Annotated in this window: 14 protein-coding genes and 1 other RNA gene; 6 read left to right on the forward strand and 9 right to left on the reverse strand. The window is 44.2% G+C overall.

Going from position 1 to position 15415, the window contains the following annotated elements; all coding sequences use genetic code 11:
* Positions 1–86 precede the first annotated feature (86 nt).
* The gene (locus A8708_RS03435; RefSeq protein ID WP_420848526.1) at positions 87–1349 is read left to right on the forward strand and encodes an MFS transporter; all 1263 of its coding nucleotides are present in this window, start codon (positions 87–89) and stop codon (positions 1347–1349) included.
* 42 nt (positions 1350–1391) lie between these two features.
* Positions 1392–1817: a M67 family metallopeptidase gene (locus A8708_RS37035; RefSeq protein WP_068662122.1), complete on the forward strand. Its 426-nt coding sequence runs from the start codon at positions 1392–1394 to the stop codon at positions 1815–1817.
* Here A8708_RS37035 and A8708_RS03445 read toward each other — a convergent pair.
* Genes A8708_RS03445 through A8708_RS03455 form a run of 3 tightly spaced genes read right to left on the reverse strand, consistent with a single transcriptional unit; the run spans position 1811 to position 5104 of the window.
* Positions 1811–2545 (reverse strand): exonuclease domain-containing protein, encoded by a 735-nt coding sequence (locus tag A8708_RS03445; protein ID WP_068662123.1) that lies wholly within the window; start codon positions 2543–2545, stop codon positions 1811–1813. The two genes, A8708_RS37035 and A8708_RS03445, sit on opposite strands and share 7 nt — an antisense overlap.
* A 51-nt stretch (positions 2546–2596) precedes the next feature.
* Positions 2597–3679 carry a DUF294 nucleotidyltransferase-like domain-containing protein gene (locus A8708_RS03450; RefSeq protein ID WP_068662124.1) on the reverse strand — a complete coding sequence of 361 codons (1083 nt, stop codon included), beginning with the start codon at positions 3677–3679 and terminating at the stop codon, positions 2597–2599.
* 39 nt (positions 3680–3718) lie between these two features.
* Positions 3719–5104, reverse strand: a complete 1386-nt coding sequence (locus tag A8708_RS03455; RefSeq protein WP_068662125.1) for an ammonium transporter — start codon at positions 5102–5104, stop codon at positions 3719–3721.
* Between the two features lie 304 nt (positions 5105–5408).
* Between A8708_RS03455 and A8708_RS03460 the strand changes: the two genes are divergently transcribed.
* Both A8708_RS03460 and A8708_RS03465 read left to right on the forward strand, forming a co-directional pair.
* Positions 5409–5849 (forward strand): MerR family transcriptional regulator, encoded by a 441-nt coding sequence (locus A8708_RS03460; RefSeq protein ID WP_068662126.1) that lies wholly within the window; start codon positions 5409–5411, stop codon positions 5847–5849.
* Between the two features lie 23 nt (positions 5850–5872).
* The gene (locus tag A8708_RS03465; RefSeq protein WP_068662127.1) at positions 5873–6562 is read left to right on the forward strand and encodes a zinc metallopeptidase; all 690 of its coding nucleotides are present in this window, start codon (positions 5873–5875) and stop codon (positions 6560–6562) included.
* 52 nt (positions 6563–6614) lie between these two features.
* On the opposite strand, the gene A8708_RS03470 is transcribed toward A8708_RS03465, so the two are convergent.
* Positions 6615–7499, reverse strand: a complete 885-nt coding sequence (locus tag A8708_RS03470; RefSeq protein WP_068662128.1) for a LysR family transcriptional regulator — start codon at positions 7497–7499, stop codon at positions 6615–6617.
* Between the two features lie 160 nt (positions 7500–7659).
* Here A8708_RS03470 and tpx point away from each other — a divergent pair, with 160 nt between their 5' ends.
* Positions 7660–8178: a thiol peroxidase gene (gene tpx, locus A8708_RS03475; RefSeq protein WP_068662129.1), complete on the forward strand. Its 519-nt coding sequence runs from the start codon at positions 7660–7662 to the stop codon at positions 8176–8178.
* 48 nt (positions 8179–8226) lie between these two features.
* On the opposite strand, the gene A8708_RS03480 is transcribed toward tpx, so the two are convergent.
* Positions 8227–8616 carry a DUF1499 domain-containing protein gene (locus A8708_RS03480; RefSeq protein ID WP_056616306.1) on the reverse strand — a complete coding sequence of 130 codons (390 nt, stop codon included), beginning with the start codon at positions 8614–8616 and terminating at the stop codon, positions 8227–8229.
* 156 nt (positions 8617–8772) lie between these two features.
* Positions 8773–10119, reverse strand: a complete 1347-nt coding sequence (locus tag A8708_RS03485; RefSeq protein WP_068662130.1) for an Nramp family divalent metal transporter — start codon at positions 10117–10119, stop codon at positions 8773–8775.
* A 345-nt stretch (positions 10120–10464) separates the two neighbouring features.
* On the opposite strand from A8708_RS03485, the gene xylB reads away from it, so the two are divergent.
* Positions 10465–11997, forward strand: coding sequence for a xylulokinase (gene xylB / locus A8708_RS03490; protein WP_068662131.1), 1533 nt, complete (start codon positions 10465–10467; stop codon positions 11995–11997).
* A gap of 177 nt (positions 11998–12174) precedes the next feature.
* On the opposite strand, the gene ssrS is transcribed toward xylB, so the two are convergent.
* From ssrS to A8708_RS03505, 3 genes are all read right to left on the reverse strand, one after another.
* A non-coding RNA gene (gene ssrS, locus A8708_RS03495) (6S RNA) lies at positions 12175–12356 on the reverse strand.
* Between the two features lie 49 nt (positions 12357–12405).
* A complete protein-coding gene (locus tag A8708_RS03500; protein WP_068662132.1) occupies positions 12406–13245 on the reverse strand; it encodes a YesL family protein in 840 nt (279 codons plus the stop codon).
* A gap of 355 nt (positions 13246–13600) precedes the next feature.
* Positions 13601–15217: a DEAD/DEAH box helicase gene (locus tag A8708_RS03505; RefSeq protein ID WP_068662133.1), complete on the reverse strand. Its 1617-nt coding sequence runs from the start codon at positions 15215–15217 to the stop codon at positions 13601–13603.
* Between the last annotated feature and the right edge of the window lie 198 nt (positions 15218–15415).

Below are 15415 nucleotides of genomic sequence, written 5' to 3' on the forward strand. Positions count from 1 at the left end.
AAGTAAACTTACTCTCTGCGATGAAAGGAACCACTGAAATGAAACCGACAGCTGCGAAACCGAGAGGGAAGAACCCGCTCAACCCAATGAGAATATACGAACACGAAGAAGATTCCTCATCCAACAATGCTAAGAACGAAACAAGCGAGAAAGGCAACGTTTGGCAATATATCGCACTTGCCTCCATCCCTTTGGTGCTAGTTCTCGGCAATTCAATGCTTGTTCCGATTTTACCAGACTTACAAGAGAAAATGGCCATTTCACGTTTCCAAAGCTCTCTCATCATCACCTTATTTTCACTGACAGCAGGCCTTATTATTCCAATTTCTGGTTATTTATCGGATCGCTTCACTCGCAAAGCGGTTATTATCCCTTCACTTATCGTATACGGCGCTGCCGGGGTACTAGCAGGGCTTGGCGCCATTTGGAACTCCTACCCCCTACTTATCGCTTCCAGAGCTATACAAGGCCTTGGAGCCGCAGGTACAGCCCCTATTGCCATGGCACTTGTTGGCGATATATACAAAGGCCCCAAAGCCAGCAAAGCCCTCGGACTTATCGAAGCCTCCAATGGAGTCGGCAAAGTAGTGAGTCCCATCCTAGGATCTCTTCTAGCACTACTCATTTGGTTCGCACCTTTTTTTGCTTTTCCACTGTTTTGTTTACTAGCTTTGCTTGCTGTTATTTTCATGATTAAAGAGCCCGCCAAAGAGAAAGAAGCCGAACCACTTAAGCTCTACCTGCAGCAAATTAAAGCCATTTTGAAAAGCAAAGGCCACTGGCTCATCCCTGCATTTATAGCGGGCTCGATCACCTTATTCATACTATTCGGTGTACTATTCTACCTCTCGCAGATTTTGGAAGAGAAGCCTTACAGCATTGAAGGTGTGCGCAAAGGTCTCATCCTTGCGATCCCCCTACTCTGTCTCGTCATTACTTCCTATACCACTGGAGCGAAAATCAAACAAAGCGGCAAGCTCATGCGCTGGCTCATGAATATTGGACTCGTGACCATGGTCGTGTCCCTCTCCCTAGCTATCTTTCTAAATGGGAACCTGTATGTGTTCATTGGTTTATTGTCACTGAGTGGGATAGGAACAGGGCTCCTGCTCCCATGTCTAAATACACTCATCACCGGATCGGTAGAGCGTGAGCAACGCGGGATGATTACTTCCCTTTATAATAGCTTACGATTTATTGGCGTCGCCTTCGGCCCCCCACTTTTCGGTTGGCTAATGAGCATTTCACACAAGACACTCTTTGTCACGGTCGCCTCATTATCGTTTGCGATGTTAGTTGTGGTGTTTTTCTTTATCAAACCCAAGGCAGAATTACAAGAACAATCATGATATACTAACCTCATATCTGTGGCATGTGAGGAGTGAGCGCTAGTGAGCATACTTATATCAAGGAAATCATATGACGACATGCTCACACACAGTATGCGTTCTCTCCCTAACGAAGCATGTGGCATCCTTATTCAGGATGCTTCTTCTTCTGAATATGACGTACACATCCACACATTCATCCCTCTTCATAATCATGCTGCACATCCAACACGAGAATTCTCCATCCATCCCGTCGAGCTGCTTCCCTATCTAACCGATAAACGTCGAACGGTCGTCGGAATATTTCATTCCCACCCTAAGGCTGCATCAATCCCTTCCGCTGAGGACCTTACAACACTTTGGCATACCATTCCAACTTATTGGATCCTTTCCCTGCAACAGAGAGAGAATCCTGACTTACAGGTGTACGCCCTAAAAAAAACCACCACAACCGCATATCACAAACTTTCGTTTGTCATCGGTCAATGATGGCTTAACAAAGCATATAAATCACCTAATGTGTCTACATCTCTCGCTCTTATTTCTTCCATGAACCTGGACCATAACTGCGCTGTCATGAGTGCATCCTCAAGTGCGTGATGTCTACCCGTAACCGGGATGTCATACGCATGTAAGAGTGAGTCTAAACCCAGATTTTTTCGTTTGGGCATGAGCCATTTTGCAATCATCATAATATCCAAAACACGATGGGATAAGCTCACTTTGGACGTACGCCACAAAGCCGAGTTCAAAAAACTTTTATCATGCCCAATGGCATGCGCAACTAAGATTTTCTGCTGCACGAACTCTAAGAAATCACTTAATACTCCGATTAAGTCAGGTGCATCACTGGCCATTTCATTCGTAATACCCGTCAACTTTACGACTTCATCTGGAATCTTGCGTTTAGGATTCACCATTTTATAAAAAGTATCGCCCATTTGCACTTCACCGCCAATTACGGAGACAGCACCGAACGAGATAATTTCGTCACCATTGTACGGAGAGAAGCCCGTCGTTTCTAGATCAAACACAACGATTTCCATCGCATGCAATGGAATTTCAAACAAAGAATCTTTACGTTGCTCTTTCAGCATCGACCGTATAAAAGCCATTTGTTGCGCACTTTGCGCATCAAACATCGAGGTTAAAGCTGGGGTCAAACCGCCCATTTTATACAAATGCCACATACGACCTGCTGGACGCATATCCTTCACGCGAGTCACCTCTCCCAACGCAATGAAACGTGATTTCCGATTCCGATATATCTACCTTTTTTCTCTCTCTATGTGTAAGTCTATCGATTTACTGACATACTTCTGCAACTGAATGCCCGTTCGTAAACATTGTTTTAATTCCAAACGAATCTCTTTGTTAAGTTGCTCTGCCGTAAGTTTACCTCTTGTTGTATATTTCTCTTCCTCTAATTGGAAGGGGGTTAGATCTCTTAGCTTTAATGCGATGGTAAAAGCCATCTCCCAATCATGGGCTAACTGTTCAGACACAAATCCTGTTACCTTCAACTGTTTAATTCGCTCAATCGTAGAAGTAGCTAGAATCCCTGCTTGAATAGCAAGCAGCCGAATCCCATTGACGATCGGAATATAGGCGCCATATTTGATATCAAATCCACCTGCATCTTCGCCATAACGCTCTGTAATCAAATGACTAAATATACCTAACGAAATCTTGTGATGTAACGTGTTTGACAACAGGTATCTCAAGAGTTCCGGATGTTCCTGAACATAATCTATAAACGATTGTTTCAATTTCTTGACCAATACCTCTGATCCATACATACAACGCATATCCGCCAATATGAGCAGATAGCGAACATTTTCCCAATCAGGTTCCATGAACCAACTAATCATCATCTCCGTGTATCCTTGCAGGGATTTACGCCATTGCGGATTACTGGAGATTACATTCCCTTCACAAGGCGGGTAGCCCAACACATCTAAACCACGAATAATATAGGAGGCCAGCTTATCAAAATATAGATCTAACTCATCTTGCGTGTGCGTTTCACTATCTCCATAAATGATTCCATTGTCCTGATCACTCCACAGCGTTTGCTCTCTTCTGCCACCACTGCCTAATAAGATAAAAGCATATGCAACAGGCGGCTTTCCGTAACCTTCATCTTCAAGTAGATGTTCCGCAATTTGCGTCGTTCTATGGATCAATGCATCATGTACTTGATTGATTTGTTGTCCCAGTTCAGATCTATAGGGAAAAAGGAGATGCTCCCGAAACATCTCATGCACCTGATCTCTGGTTATTCGCATCTCTTCGAATTGTTCGGAGAGATATATGCGTTCCAGGATCTGTTCCATTGAGAGATGATTCATGTTGCATCCCCTTTGCTCTAGTAGAAAGTATATGTGTTATTAAACGGACACACCGTTTTGAGCTGCTTTTTTCATTTGTTCCGGATAACCGTATGAACCATGCTCGGAAAGATCCAGACCAATGATTTCTTCTTCTTCTGTAACACGAAGGCCGATTGTGGCTTTAAGAATACCTAGAATAATGAAGGAAAGAACAAGTACGAATGCTAGAGCTCCAGCAAGACCAAGCGCTTGAACTCCTAATTGATGGAAACCACCGCCGTAGAATAAACCTGCACCACCAACACCTACTTTAGCTGAAAGCTCCGGTGTTGCGAACAAACCAGTGGAAAGTGTTCCCCAGATACCAGCGATACCATGTACAGAGAATGCATAGATCGGATCGTCAATTCCAGCTCTTTCGAACCATTGTGCCGTGAAGAAGGTTACAATACCCGCTACAGCACCAATTACGATTGCAGCCCAAGCGTCTACGAACGCACAAGCAGCTGTAATAGCAACAAGAGCCGCAAGAACACCATTCAACATGCTAGGAATATCTGCTTTACCGAAGTACATCCAAGAGATAATCAATGCAGCTACAGCACCTGCCGCAGCAGCCATATTCGTTGTTAATGCGATATAACCGAAGAAGCCATCACCCATCGCGCTAAGCGTACTACCTGGGTTGAAACCGAACCAACCAATCCATAGGATAATTACCCCAAGAACAGACAACACTTGGTTATGACCAGGAATCAAGTTAGGTGTTTTATCTTTATTATATTTGCCAATACGCGGTTTCAGCAAGATGGTTGCCACTAACGCAGCAGTTGCACCTTGTAAATGAACGACAGTTGAACCAGCGAAATCTTGCATACCCAATTTGCTCAACCAGCCGCCACCCCATACCCAGTGCGCTACGATTGGATAAATAATTACGGTGTACAGAATTCCGAAGATGAAGTAAACCGGAAGTTTCGCTCTTTCTGCAAAACCACCCCAAGCAATAGCAAGGGATACACCAGCAAATGCTAGTTGGAACAAGAATTTAATACCGATTGGGACATCGGAGAAGGAAAGAGATCCAAACGCGGCAGCAGCTTGATCTTCTAAACCTGTCACGAAGAAGCCTGTTTCTCCGAAGAATGCATTACCATCACCGAAGGCGAAACCAAATCCTACAGCCCAGAATGCAATGGCACATATCCCGAAAGTTAAAATCGTTTTACCGGCTACGTGACCGGCATTTTTCATTCTAGTTGACCCCGCTTCTAATAGTGCAAAACCAGCTTGCATGAAGATGACTAAGATTGCTGCTAACATAACCCATACTGCATCAATTGCACTTTGAAGTTGCGGTGCTGTCGCCTCATCCGCAGCAAATGCGAGTGTAGGGAACAGTAATGACATAACGCCGAAAGCTAACAACAATTTCTTAACCATACGACCACTTCCTTTAATGTTATATTAAGTAACATGTAATGAAACTCTTAATGTCATTATATACAGGTTATTTTCGTTTGACAATAGGATTTTCATTAAAATATTGAAAAAAACGAAAAATAACCTGACATGAAACAAGCATAATTCGTGTTTCGGCTCATATGCAGTCCTAAAACACCATTATTACCCCCATTTCCAATGTCAGGTTTCTGAAGCATCACGTTTGACTGTACGGTTTATTATCAGGTATCATGGTTATATAGAAGAAAGAAATTCATACCAGTGGAGTAGAGGTGAATTTAGCATGGGGAATGAGAAGCTTTATAAAATTGGAGAGCTCGCTAAGCTTGCTGATGTCAGCCCTCGTACCATTGATTACTACACCAAGCTGAGCTTAATCGAACCCGAAAGAAGATCAGATACGAATTATCGTCTGTACAGTGATGAAACTTTGCACCGACTGAGGCGTATTGAATCTATGAAGAACGAGAAATATACCTTAGAGGAAATCAAAGTAAACTTACAACAGTGGAGTAAAGTAACCTCAGATGATACCGTGACAGATAAGCTTACATCCCTTCAATTGCATTTAGAACAATTAATGAAGGAAGCCAAGGAACTCAGCCCACTTGTTCAGCAATTGAAGCCCAAGCAGCTGAAAAAACTGTATCATATCTTGACACAACCAACCGCTGCCTGCATCGAAGCACTAATTGTCCTTTTAGGTAAAAATCCGTTCTCATAAATTGAATTACGGAGGCATGCCCTATGTTTTTTCACCCGATGGATTTCCTAATTATCATTGCATTCGGCCTCTCCATGTGGGCTTCGTTTCGAGTGCGAGGAACATTTAACAAATGGTCAAACGTACCTGTCTACTCAAGAATGACAGGAGCGGAAGCTGCAAGGCGGATGTTAGACGCCAATGGCCTGTACGATGTCCCTGTTGAAGCTGTACCTGGGACATTAACAGACCATTACGATCCAACGACTCGGACTGTACGCTTGTCAGAGCCCGTCTACTTTCAGAGTTCCATCTCAGCTGTATCTGTTGCCTGTCACGAAGTAGGGCACGCGATTCAGCACCAAGTCCATTACCCAATGCTCGTTGCTAGACACAAGATGTTCCCTGTTGTGAATTTCGCTTCGGGTGTGGCTCCTATCTTGATCCTAGCGGGATTCTTCTTTCAACAGATCCCATGGCTCTTGGGCGTCGGTATCATCTTCTTCGCGGCAGCCGTATCTTTCCAATTAGTAACGTTACCAGTCGAGTTTAACGCTAGTTCAAGAGCACGTGATGAAATGGTATCACACGGCTTCATCTCTAATGAAGAAGAGCGTGGTGTAGCTAAGGTACTGAATGCTGCCGCGCTAACTTACGTAGCCGCTGCCCTGATCTCCGTCCTCGAGCTCCTGAAGTACTTAATGATATTCAATGGTCGTAATAACGACGATTAAACACGAAAGCTCTCCCGCGCAGGTTCAATTAGACCTGACGGGAGAGCTTTTCTCATTTAAAATAATCATATAAGAAACGCCGGAACACTTCAGCTACCAGAGGCAGCTTTACACCCTTACGACAAATTAATCCAACCGTCCTTGTAACTTGCGGATCCGTTATACGAATCTTAACAGGCTGCATTTGGCCACCTTCCAATAACGCCATCGCTGGAAGCAGACTGACTCCCATACCCGCGGCAACAAGTCCTCGAATCGTATCCGTCTCCTCACCTTCAAATTCAATCTTAGGAACGAAACCTGCTGTCTGGCAAGCATCCATCACGATCGTTCGAAGCGTATACTCTTCACTAAACATAACGAAAGGCTCGTTTCTCAACTGTTCAAGGCGAATTGACGTATAGTCTGCCAGAATATGATTAGAGGGAATGATCGCATACAACTCTTCCGTTAATAGAATTTCACCCGTCACGTGCTCATGGGACTCGGGAAAGGGTGAAATAAATGCGAGATCGATTTCTCCTCTTGAAACATCACGAATTAATGACGTATATGTACCCTGACGCAGCCTAAACTTCACATTGGGATGATTTTTCTTAAATGCCGCAACCACAGCAGGAAGTAAGTTAATAACAAGACTATGAGGGAAGCCAATTCGAATCTCACCAGCCTCCGGATCAAGAAACTCATGGATTTCACCGACCGCACGTTCCAAATCCGTAAGAATCCCTTCTACTCGACTTAAAAATAAATGCCCAACAGAGGTCAGATGTAAATTACGCCCCTTTTGCACAAATAAATCAACACCGAGTTCCTCTTCCAGCATATGAATTTGCCGACTAACCGCAGACTGCGCTACGTGCAACTCTTCCGCCGCCTGTGTTACATGCTGCTTCCTAGCAACTTTCACAAAATATTGCAATTGTCTTAATTCCACTTGAATAAATCCCCCGACATTTAACTACTTAGTGAAGAAACAAAACACGTTCTTTGATTCCGATTATAGCGTGGCAGCAACGATTGGACAACTTATCTGCAAAAAGCTTATAATAAGTGAGTTGTTATTTAGCATGGATAATAAAGGAGGAAATCATTCAATGGCACAAGAACGCACTGGTGTTGCTACCCTGAAAAGCAATCCTATCACTTTGGTAGGTCCCGAAATTAAAGTAGGTGACAAGGCTCCTGATTTCAAAGTTAACAAAGATTTGATGACACAAGTTTCACTTGCTGATTACGCAGGTAAAGTTAAATTGATCTCCGTAGTTCCTTCCTTAGATACAGGGGTTTGTGATGCACAAACTCGTCGTTTCAATGAAGAAGCAGCTAGCCTTGGCGACAACGTTGCTGTTCTTACAATCAGCGTTGATCTTCCTTTCGCACAAGCTCGCTGGTGCGGCGCTGCCGGTATCGACAAAGTAATCACATTGTCTGACTACAAAACAAAATCTTTTGGCGAAGCTTACGGCGTATTGATCAAAGAAATTCAATTGGATATGCGCTCTATTTTCGTAATCGACGCTAATGACACTGTTCAATACGTTGAGTACCTTGGCGAAATGACAGCTCACCCGAACTATGAAGCAGCTGTAGCAGCTGTCAAAAAATTAGTGTAATCCACACAAATAAAACAGCAAGGAGGCCAAGCTTCCCTGCTGTTTTTGTTATCCATCAATTTTATATGAAGCAAGCTTACGATCTAATTGTTTATAAATATCTAATATCGTACGATAATTGGATCCAAGATCCCCCATTGAACCACGTGAAGCTGAATAAATATCAACAGCCGTTTTCACGGGATTGATGGCAAATAAAGTCAACGTTACATCTTGGGTTCTTCCAGTAACCGTCTTGCGCTCAGCAAGAATTTCACCTACGTTCGGGACCTCATGCAATAGCTTGTACCCTGGTGTTTTCTTCAATACAGCCGTTACCTCTTCCCAAACTTGCTCCTTCGGCAGCTTAAAATATCTAGTTTTAAGTAAAGGATCTCTAGCTTTTTCCCCTGTCGTTTCATGACTACGTACTAATCCGATTAAAGTTCTCTTTAGCAAAAGCCCTTTCCCCCTTCAATGAAGTGCATGTAGACCACTTGCCATTTCAACACTATTCTCTATAATACCATTGATTATGCTTTAGAAAAAGAGGTAAATGAAAAATCGAGGGATCACTCCCCCGATTTAGTAGAATCTATTCCTAACTATTCCTTTTTATCCAAAAAAAGTAGTATACAGCAGATAAGCGTTCAATCCCGCGATTAAAATAGCAACAAACCAACTCAATACAGCCATCCATTTCGGGATTACGAGCACGCCCATTTTTTTACGATCAGATGTAAAAGTAACTAACGGGATCACAGCAAATGATAATTGCAAGGACAAAATTACCTGACTTAGAATAAGCAGATCTGTCGCACCACTCTCCCCATAAATCCCGATGACAATGACTGCAGGAATGATGGCAATTAAACGAGTAATCAATCGACGCAACCAAGGTGTTAGTCGAATGTTCAGAAAGCCTTCCATGACGATCTGTCCAGCCAGCGTGCCTGTAAGTGTTGAATTCTGACCGGATGCTAAGAGTGCAACGGCAAACAATATACTGGCTGCTCCCGTGCCCAACATGGGCCCAAGGAGATGGTATGCATCTTGAATTTCAGCAACTTCTTTCCCTGCCGAATGAAAAGCGGCCGCCGAAAGAATGAGAATCGCCGCGTTCACGAATAACGCTAACATTAAGGCAATCGTTGTATCAATGGTCGAGAATTTGATCGCTTCGCGTTTGGCTTCAATTGTAGGTTCGATTTTGCGCGTCTGTACGATGGATGAGTGCAAATACAAATTATGCGGCATAACTGTCGCTCCTAGAATACCAAGGGCAATATATAACATGGCTGGGTTCGTTACAATTTCAGTCGTTGGAATGAAGCCAGCAGCTACAGCTGCAAATTCAGGTTGCGAGAATATAAGCTCCATAATAAAACAAACCATGATAAGTGCAATCAAACTAATAACCATTGCCTCAATATAGCGAAAACCTTTCTTCTGAAGCATTAACACCAGAATAACATCTAATGCCGTCAAGATCACACCGTAAATGAGGGGCAAACCGAACAATAACTGCAAAGCAATCGCGGCACCGATAACCTCTGCTAGATCACAGGCGGCGATAGCAAGCTCACACAGAAACCAAAGCACATAAGAAACTGGCTTACTATAATGATCGCGGCACGCTTGCGCCAAATCTCGACCTGTCACGATGCCCAGGCGACCGGACAGGGCTTGCAAGAGAATCGCCATAAGATTAGAAATTAAAATAACAGAAAGCAGCGTATACCCGAACTGCGAGCCGCCTGCCAAGTCAGTCGCCCAGTTGCCAGGATCCATATAACCGACCGCTACCAAATATCCTGGTCCAACGAAAGCTAACAATTTCCGGAAAAAGCCTGCTTTCTTCGGCACTTTCATACTATGATGAACTTCAGGCAGACTTGGCGTCGAAGAATCTTTGCGCCATCCGATCCCATCCTGAATCGGTTCTTTTTTGGCAATATCCATAGCTTTACCCTTCTTTCACAAGACCAATAATGTTGTTCTAGGGAAACATTTATATGTAGTATACTACATAACCCCATCTTATGCTACAGGTAAACAATTATGTTCCAATGAAATTTTCTTTCCCAAGGGAAAATTTTGAGACATGTTATACCACCATTACAAAAGAGATTACTTCCATATTTTAAGGATACCCTTCTTAGCAAAAATTCATAGAAATAATCGACTGGAAAAGAAGGATATTTGAAAGCATAAGCGAATACATTGATTATGTTATCTTTGTATATTCAATAAACAAACAAAGAATATCGAAGCAATGACCATATTACATGACAAAAGGGTGATCTCATGGCTTATTTTATGGGTTTAGATTTAGGTACTTCTGCAATTAAATGCATTCTAGTCGATGAAACCGGTACAGTTATCGGTTCACATTCTGCTCAATATCCGCTGCAACAACCTCATCCAGGTTGGGCTGAGCAGCATCCCGAAGATTGGTGGAATGCCACCATTGAAGGCATTCAAGGACTGTTAGCTAGCACCGGCGTTTCCGGTGATGCAGTCGCGGGTATCGGCTTCTCCGGCCAAATGCACGGCTCGGTCTTCCTCGACGAGGCGCAGCAGGTCATCCGGCCTGCGCTGCTCTGGTGCGATCAGCGCACCGCGGAGCAGTGCGCCTACATCGAGGCGACCGTCGGCGAAGCCGAGCTCGGTCGCCTCACAGGCAATCGGGCGCTGACGGGCTTCACCGCGCCTAAGCTCTTATGGCTCCGGCAGCATGAGCCGGAGCACTACGCTCGCGTTCGGCATCTGCTGCTGCCGAAGGACTACGTCAGGCTGCGCCTGACGGGTGCGTTCGGCATGGACATGGCCGACGCCAGCGGCACGCTGCTGCTCGATGTCGCCCACCGCAGCTGGTCTCAAACCGTCGCGGAGCGGTTAGAGATCCCGCTCGAGTGGCTGCCGCCGCTCTATGAGTCCGGCGACATTGCCGGGCACCTGCTGCCGGAGGCAGCAGCACTGACCGGCTTAGCCCCAGGCACGCCGATCGTTGTCGGCGGCGGCGACCAAGCTTGCGGCGCCGTTGGTGTTGGCGTCGTCCGCCAAGGCATCGCCTCGGTCGCGCTCGGCACTTCTGGTGTCGTCTTCGTCCACGACGACACCTACCAAGTGGATGAAGCGTATCGGCTTCATTCCTTCTGTCATGGCGTGCCTGGCAAGTGGCACCGCATGGGTGTTATGCTCGCGGCAGGCGGATCATTCCAGTGGTGGCGCAATCACTTTGCTAGTGAAGAGCTCGCACGCGCTGAGCAAGAAGGCAAAGACGTGTATGAAATACTGACAGCAGAAGCTGCAACAGCACCACTTGGAAGTGAGGGCTTACTGTTCCTTCCTTATTTATCTGGGGAACGTACGCCACATCCTGATCCTAAAGCTCGCGGGGCTTTCATCGGGCTTAATCTTCGGCACGAGAAAGCACATTTGACCCGCGCTGTTCTAGAAGGCATTACCTTCGGACTTCGCGATTCCATGGAACTGATTCGTGAATCCGGAATTGAAGTGACCGAACTTCGCGTTAACGGTGGTGGTGCTAGAAGTCCTTTCTGGCGTCAAATGATTGCGGATATCTTCGGTATCCCTGTCGTTACAGTTAATTCGACAGATGGCCCAGCTTATGGAGCAGCTATCATGGCAGCATCTGGCGTACGCCAAGTCGAAATTACGAAATTATGCGAGGATTGGATTAAAGTCACAGATCGCGTAGAACCGAATCCGACGAATCAGCTTAAATATGAAGCTTATTATAACATTTACCGCAGTCTATACCCGACATTACAAAACACGTTCCATCAGTTGACGGATCTTGCGGAGCAGCAATAAGACTGGTAGAACATTAACTGAATTTCCTACATCTATTTCCGAGCACAACAGCACTCCAAGGAACTTAACTGGATTTTTGCGGCTAATCTCATTCAGATAGCCCCGGAACCCCAAACACATCTTTCAAATAAAAAAGAGGTTGAGCAGGCAATCCCTGTTCAACCTCTTTTTTATTCGAAGAAACCCGCCTATGCCGTCCGGTTTCCGTGCTTCAAACCCGCTCTCGCAGGTGGGTGTCCGCAGACGTGTATTTGAGGTCCCCTTTCGAGGGCATGTCAGCCACACATCAATATAGGTCTCCCTAGAAACAGTCATTGGTTTAAAACAACTTAAAACCGTTACGAACATCGCAGATTTCTTCTGTTTTCTTATTATAGATCCAACCACGCTGATAATCAACTGGTAGGATTAATCTCTATTCTTGTCATTATCATCTTTTTTATGCAAACTAACTGGAGTTTCATTTACGACTCCCTCATTTGCATCCTCATTTCCTTCTGCAGCCGCTTCCGCTTCTTCAGCTAGTCGCTGTTGCTCCTTCTCTTCAAGCTCTTGTTGCTTCGTTTGAAGCTTAGTAAAGCTTCTGTTAAACTGCCAGAAGGAGAACGTTGCCACAATAGCACCCATGAAGAAAACAACTAAGAAGAAATTGAACTTCGTCAAACAAATATAAACAATAACACCATTACAAACGAGCAATACAATCGAATTAATAGGATTGCCAATTGTAATTAAAATTGAATTTTTGACAATTTGAAAAATCTTCATGTGCAAATGTACGATTATGGAGAAGAAATTAAACAAAGCAATAATCATAATCACGGTGAAAGCAATAAACAAAACAGCCAAAACCCTTAACGAACTTCCTTGCTTCAAATAGAAGAAATAATTCACTCCGATTATCACGAAAATAAGAACAAAGAAAATTCCACCCAACATACTCTGCAAGTAGTTTTCTTTATATCCACGGAAAAATGTCTTTAACAATGGAACATCTTCTTCTCCTGTCACCCATTTCCTAGCTACGGCAAACATCGCTGTTGTCGCAGGAAATAAAGTAAACGGTGCCAAAACTGCAAGAATCGGCAACGTAGCTTTTAAAGCGTCCGGCGTTTGACTCACTAACCCCATAAAGAGGAAAAAGAATACCGGAATTGAGCAAAGCATCCAAAGCAAATTAATAACGGATAACCGCATAATCCACTCCGATATTCTATACAGTCCTCCCATAACTCCCTTAAACTCCAAAACTGCTTCCTCCTTAGCGTTTCCTTCAGGAAACTTTCTACGTTGTTAACTACTGACATGACGATAGCATGTCTAATTTGTATATAGACTCAATTATAGCCTATTTTTCACGATATAGGTAGCCGTCTAGTCGTTATAGGTACTTTTACATAAGATAGTATTGTCTAGTCGCACCACCCCCAAATCATTATTCAGGAGGTTGATACAATGTCTAATCCAATCGGAACATCTGCAGGTGCTATTTTGGTGCTTTTCATCTTGTTAGTAATTATCACTAGCTCATTCGTACTTTAATCCATATAGGTAAAAAGAAGGCGGAGATCCTCAGGATCTCCGCCTTTCTTCATGCTGCATCTTATTTATTTACAAGTGTATCTTCACTTTTACGCGGCGCTCTGGAACGATCACGATTTCCGGAGTTATTGCTTCCGTATTCGCGGTTTCTCGATGTTGAACTGCTTCCGCCTTCTCTGTTTGAACCGTAGTCTCTGCTATCCTTACGCGGGTAACGTGAGCCACTGCTGGAGGAGTTGCCTGAACCGGAGCCACCATAGCCGCCACCTTGACGACGATCGCTTGAACCTGATCCTGAACCGTATCCGCCGCCAACACGTCTACCTGAGCTGCGAACATCGAATTTTTTCTTTCTTGCACGAATCGGATCCTCTGGTGTCAATTCAATCGCAAGATCTTTCTTGTCACCTGTAAGAAGTTTCATCGCTGCTGCAAGCAAGTTAACGGAATCGTATTGCTCAAGCATTTGGATTGCAAGACCTTTAAATTCGCCATGCTCTTCTTTTTGAAGCATATCCAGAATACGCTCAGCTGTCATTTTTTGTTTGCCTTCTACTGCTTCAGCAACGCTTGGCAAAGGTTTTTTGTTGATTTTGTGGCGTGTAACCTTCTCAATAAAGTGAAGGTGATCGATCTCACGTGGCGTTACGAAAGTCCAAGCCGTACCCTCTTTACCTGCACGACCTGTACGGCCGATACGGTGAACGTAGCTCTCTGGATCTTGCGGAAGGTCAAAGTTAATAACGTGTGTAACACCAGATACATCTAGTCCACGAGCAGCTACGTCAGTTGCTACTAGAACATCGATACTGCCATCACGGAATTTTCTCATGACGTTATCACGTTGATTTTGGGACAAGTCACCATGAAGACCCTCAGCGGCATACCCTCTCTTTTGAAGAGCTTCAGCCAACTCATCTACCCGACGCTTCGTGCGTCCGAAGATAATTGCCAAGTCTGGTGCTTCCATGTCGATCAAACGGCTAAGCGCTTCGAACTTTTGTTTCTCATGCAATTCAATGTAAGCTTGCTCGATCAAAGGAGCACTAACTTGTTTCGGGATAACCGAAACATGCTCTGGGTTTGTAAGGAATTGTTGAGCCAATTTCTGAATGTTCGTCGGCATCGTTGCAGAGAACAACATTGTGTGGCGTTCTGAAGGAACTAATTTAAGAATAGATTGGATATCGTCCATGAAGCCCATATCGAGCATTTCATCTGCTTCATCCAAAATAACCGTTTGTACATCATCAAGTTTAATCGTTTTGCGGTTAATATGGTCAAGAAGACGTCCTGGTGTTCCGATAATGATTTGTGGTTTCTTTTTCAAAGCACGAATTTGTTTCACGATATCCTGTCCACCGTAAATTGGCAAGGAACGAATGCCTTTGAAACGACCGAGTTTTTCAATCTCTTCCGCAACCTGAATGGCAAGTTCCCGTGTAGGACACATGATCAAAGCTGAAATACGCTCTTCTTTTACATTGATTTTATTAACTAGCGGAATACCGAATGCTGCCGTTTTACCAGTTCCCGTCTGTGCTTGCCCGATCAAATCACGGCCTTCCATGGCCAGTGGTATTGTTTTCTCTTGAATGGGTGTGGACTCTTCAAAGCCCATCTCCGTAATCGCACGTAGTACTGATGCGTCTAAACCAAACTCCTGAAATGTTTTCAAATAAATTCAATCTCCTTTTGTACAGGGCAGGCTAATGCCTTGTATCTTTTTTACCCTTAAGTACGACTTCCTATCCGTCTCTATAGTTTCTTGGTGGAATACACTTTCGATTCGTCATCTTCCATGATCCAACTGGCCGCCCTTAAGAACATCTAAAATATTATAGCACAAGTGATATACACATTGCCAGTGGCTACT

The organism is Paenibacillus oryzisoli, from assembly GCF_001653565.1.
Classification (GTDB): domain Bacteria; phylum Bacillota; class Bacilli; order Paenibacillales; family NBRC-103111; genus Paenibacillus_E; species Paenibacillus_E oryzisoli.

Excerpts from the sequence above, each read along its gene's own strand:
- A8708_RS03435 (WP_420848526.1), top strand. The coding sequence starts at position 87 with ATGAGAATATACGAACACGAAGAAGATTCCTCATCCAACAATGCTAAG.
- A8708_RS03450 (WP_068662124.1), bottom strand. The coding sequence starts at position 3,679 with ATGAATCATCTCTCAATGGAACAGATCCTGGAACGCATATATCTCTCC.
- A8708_RS03455 (WP_068662125.1), bottom strand. The coding sequence starts at position 5,104 with ATGGTTAAGAAATTGTTGTTAGCTTTCGGCGTTATGTCATTACTGTTC.
- A8708_RS03460 (WP_068662126.1), top strand. The coding sequence starts at position 5,409 with ATGGGGAATGAGAAGCTTTATAAAATTGGAGAGCTCGCTAAGCTTGCT.
- A8708_RS03465 (WP_068662127.1), top strand. The coding sequence starts at position 5,873 with ATGTTTTTTCACCCGATGGATTTCCTAATTATCATTGCATTCGGCCTC.
- tpx (WP_068662129.1), top strand. The coding sequence starts at position 7,660 with ATGGCACAAGAACGCACTGGTGTTGCTACCCTGAAAAGCAATCCTATC.
- A8708_RS03485 (WP_068662130.1), bottom strand. The coding sequence starts at position 10,119 with ATGGATATTGCCAAAAAAGAACCGATTCAGGATGGGATCGGATGGCGC.
- xylB (WP_068662131.1), top strand. The coding sequence starts at position 10,465 with ATGGCTTATTTTATGGGTTTAGATTTAGGTACTTCTGCAATTAAATGC.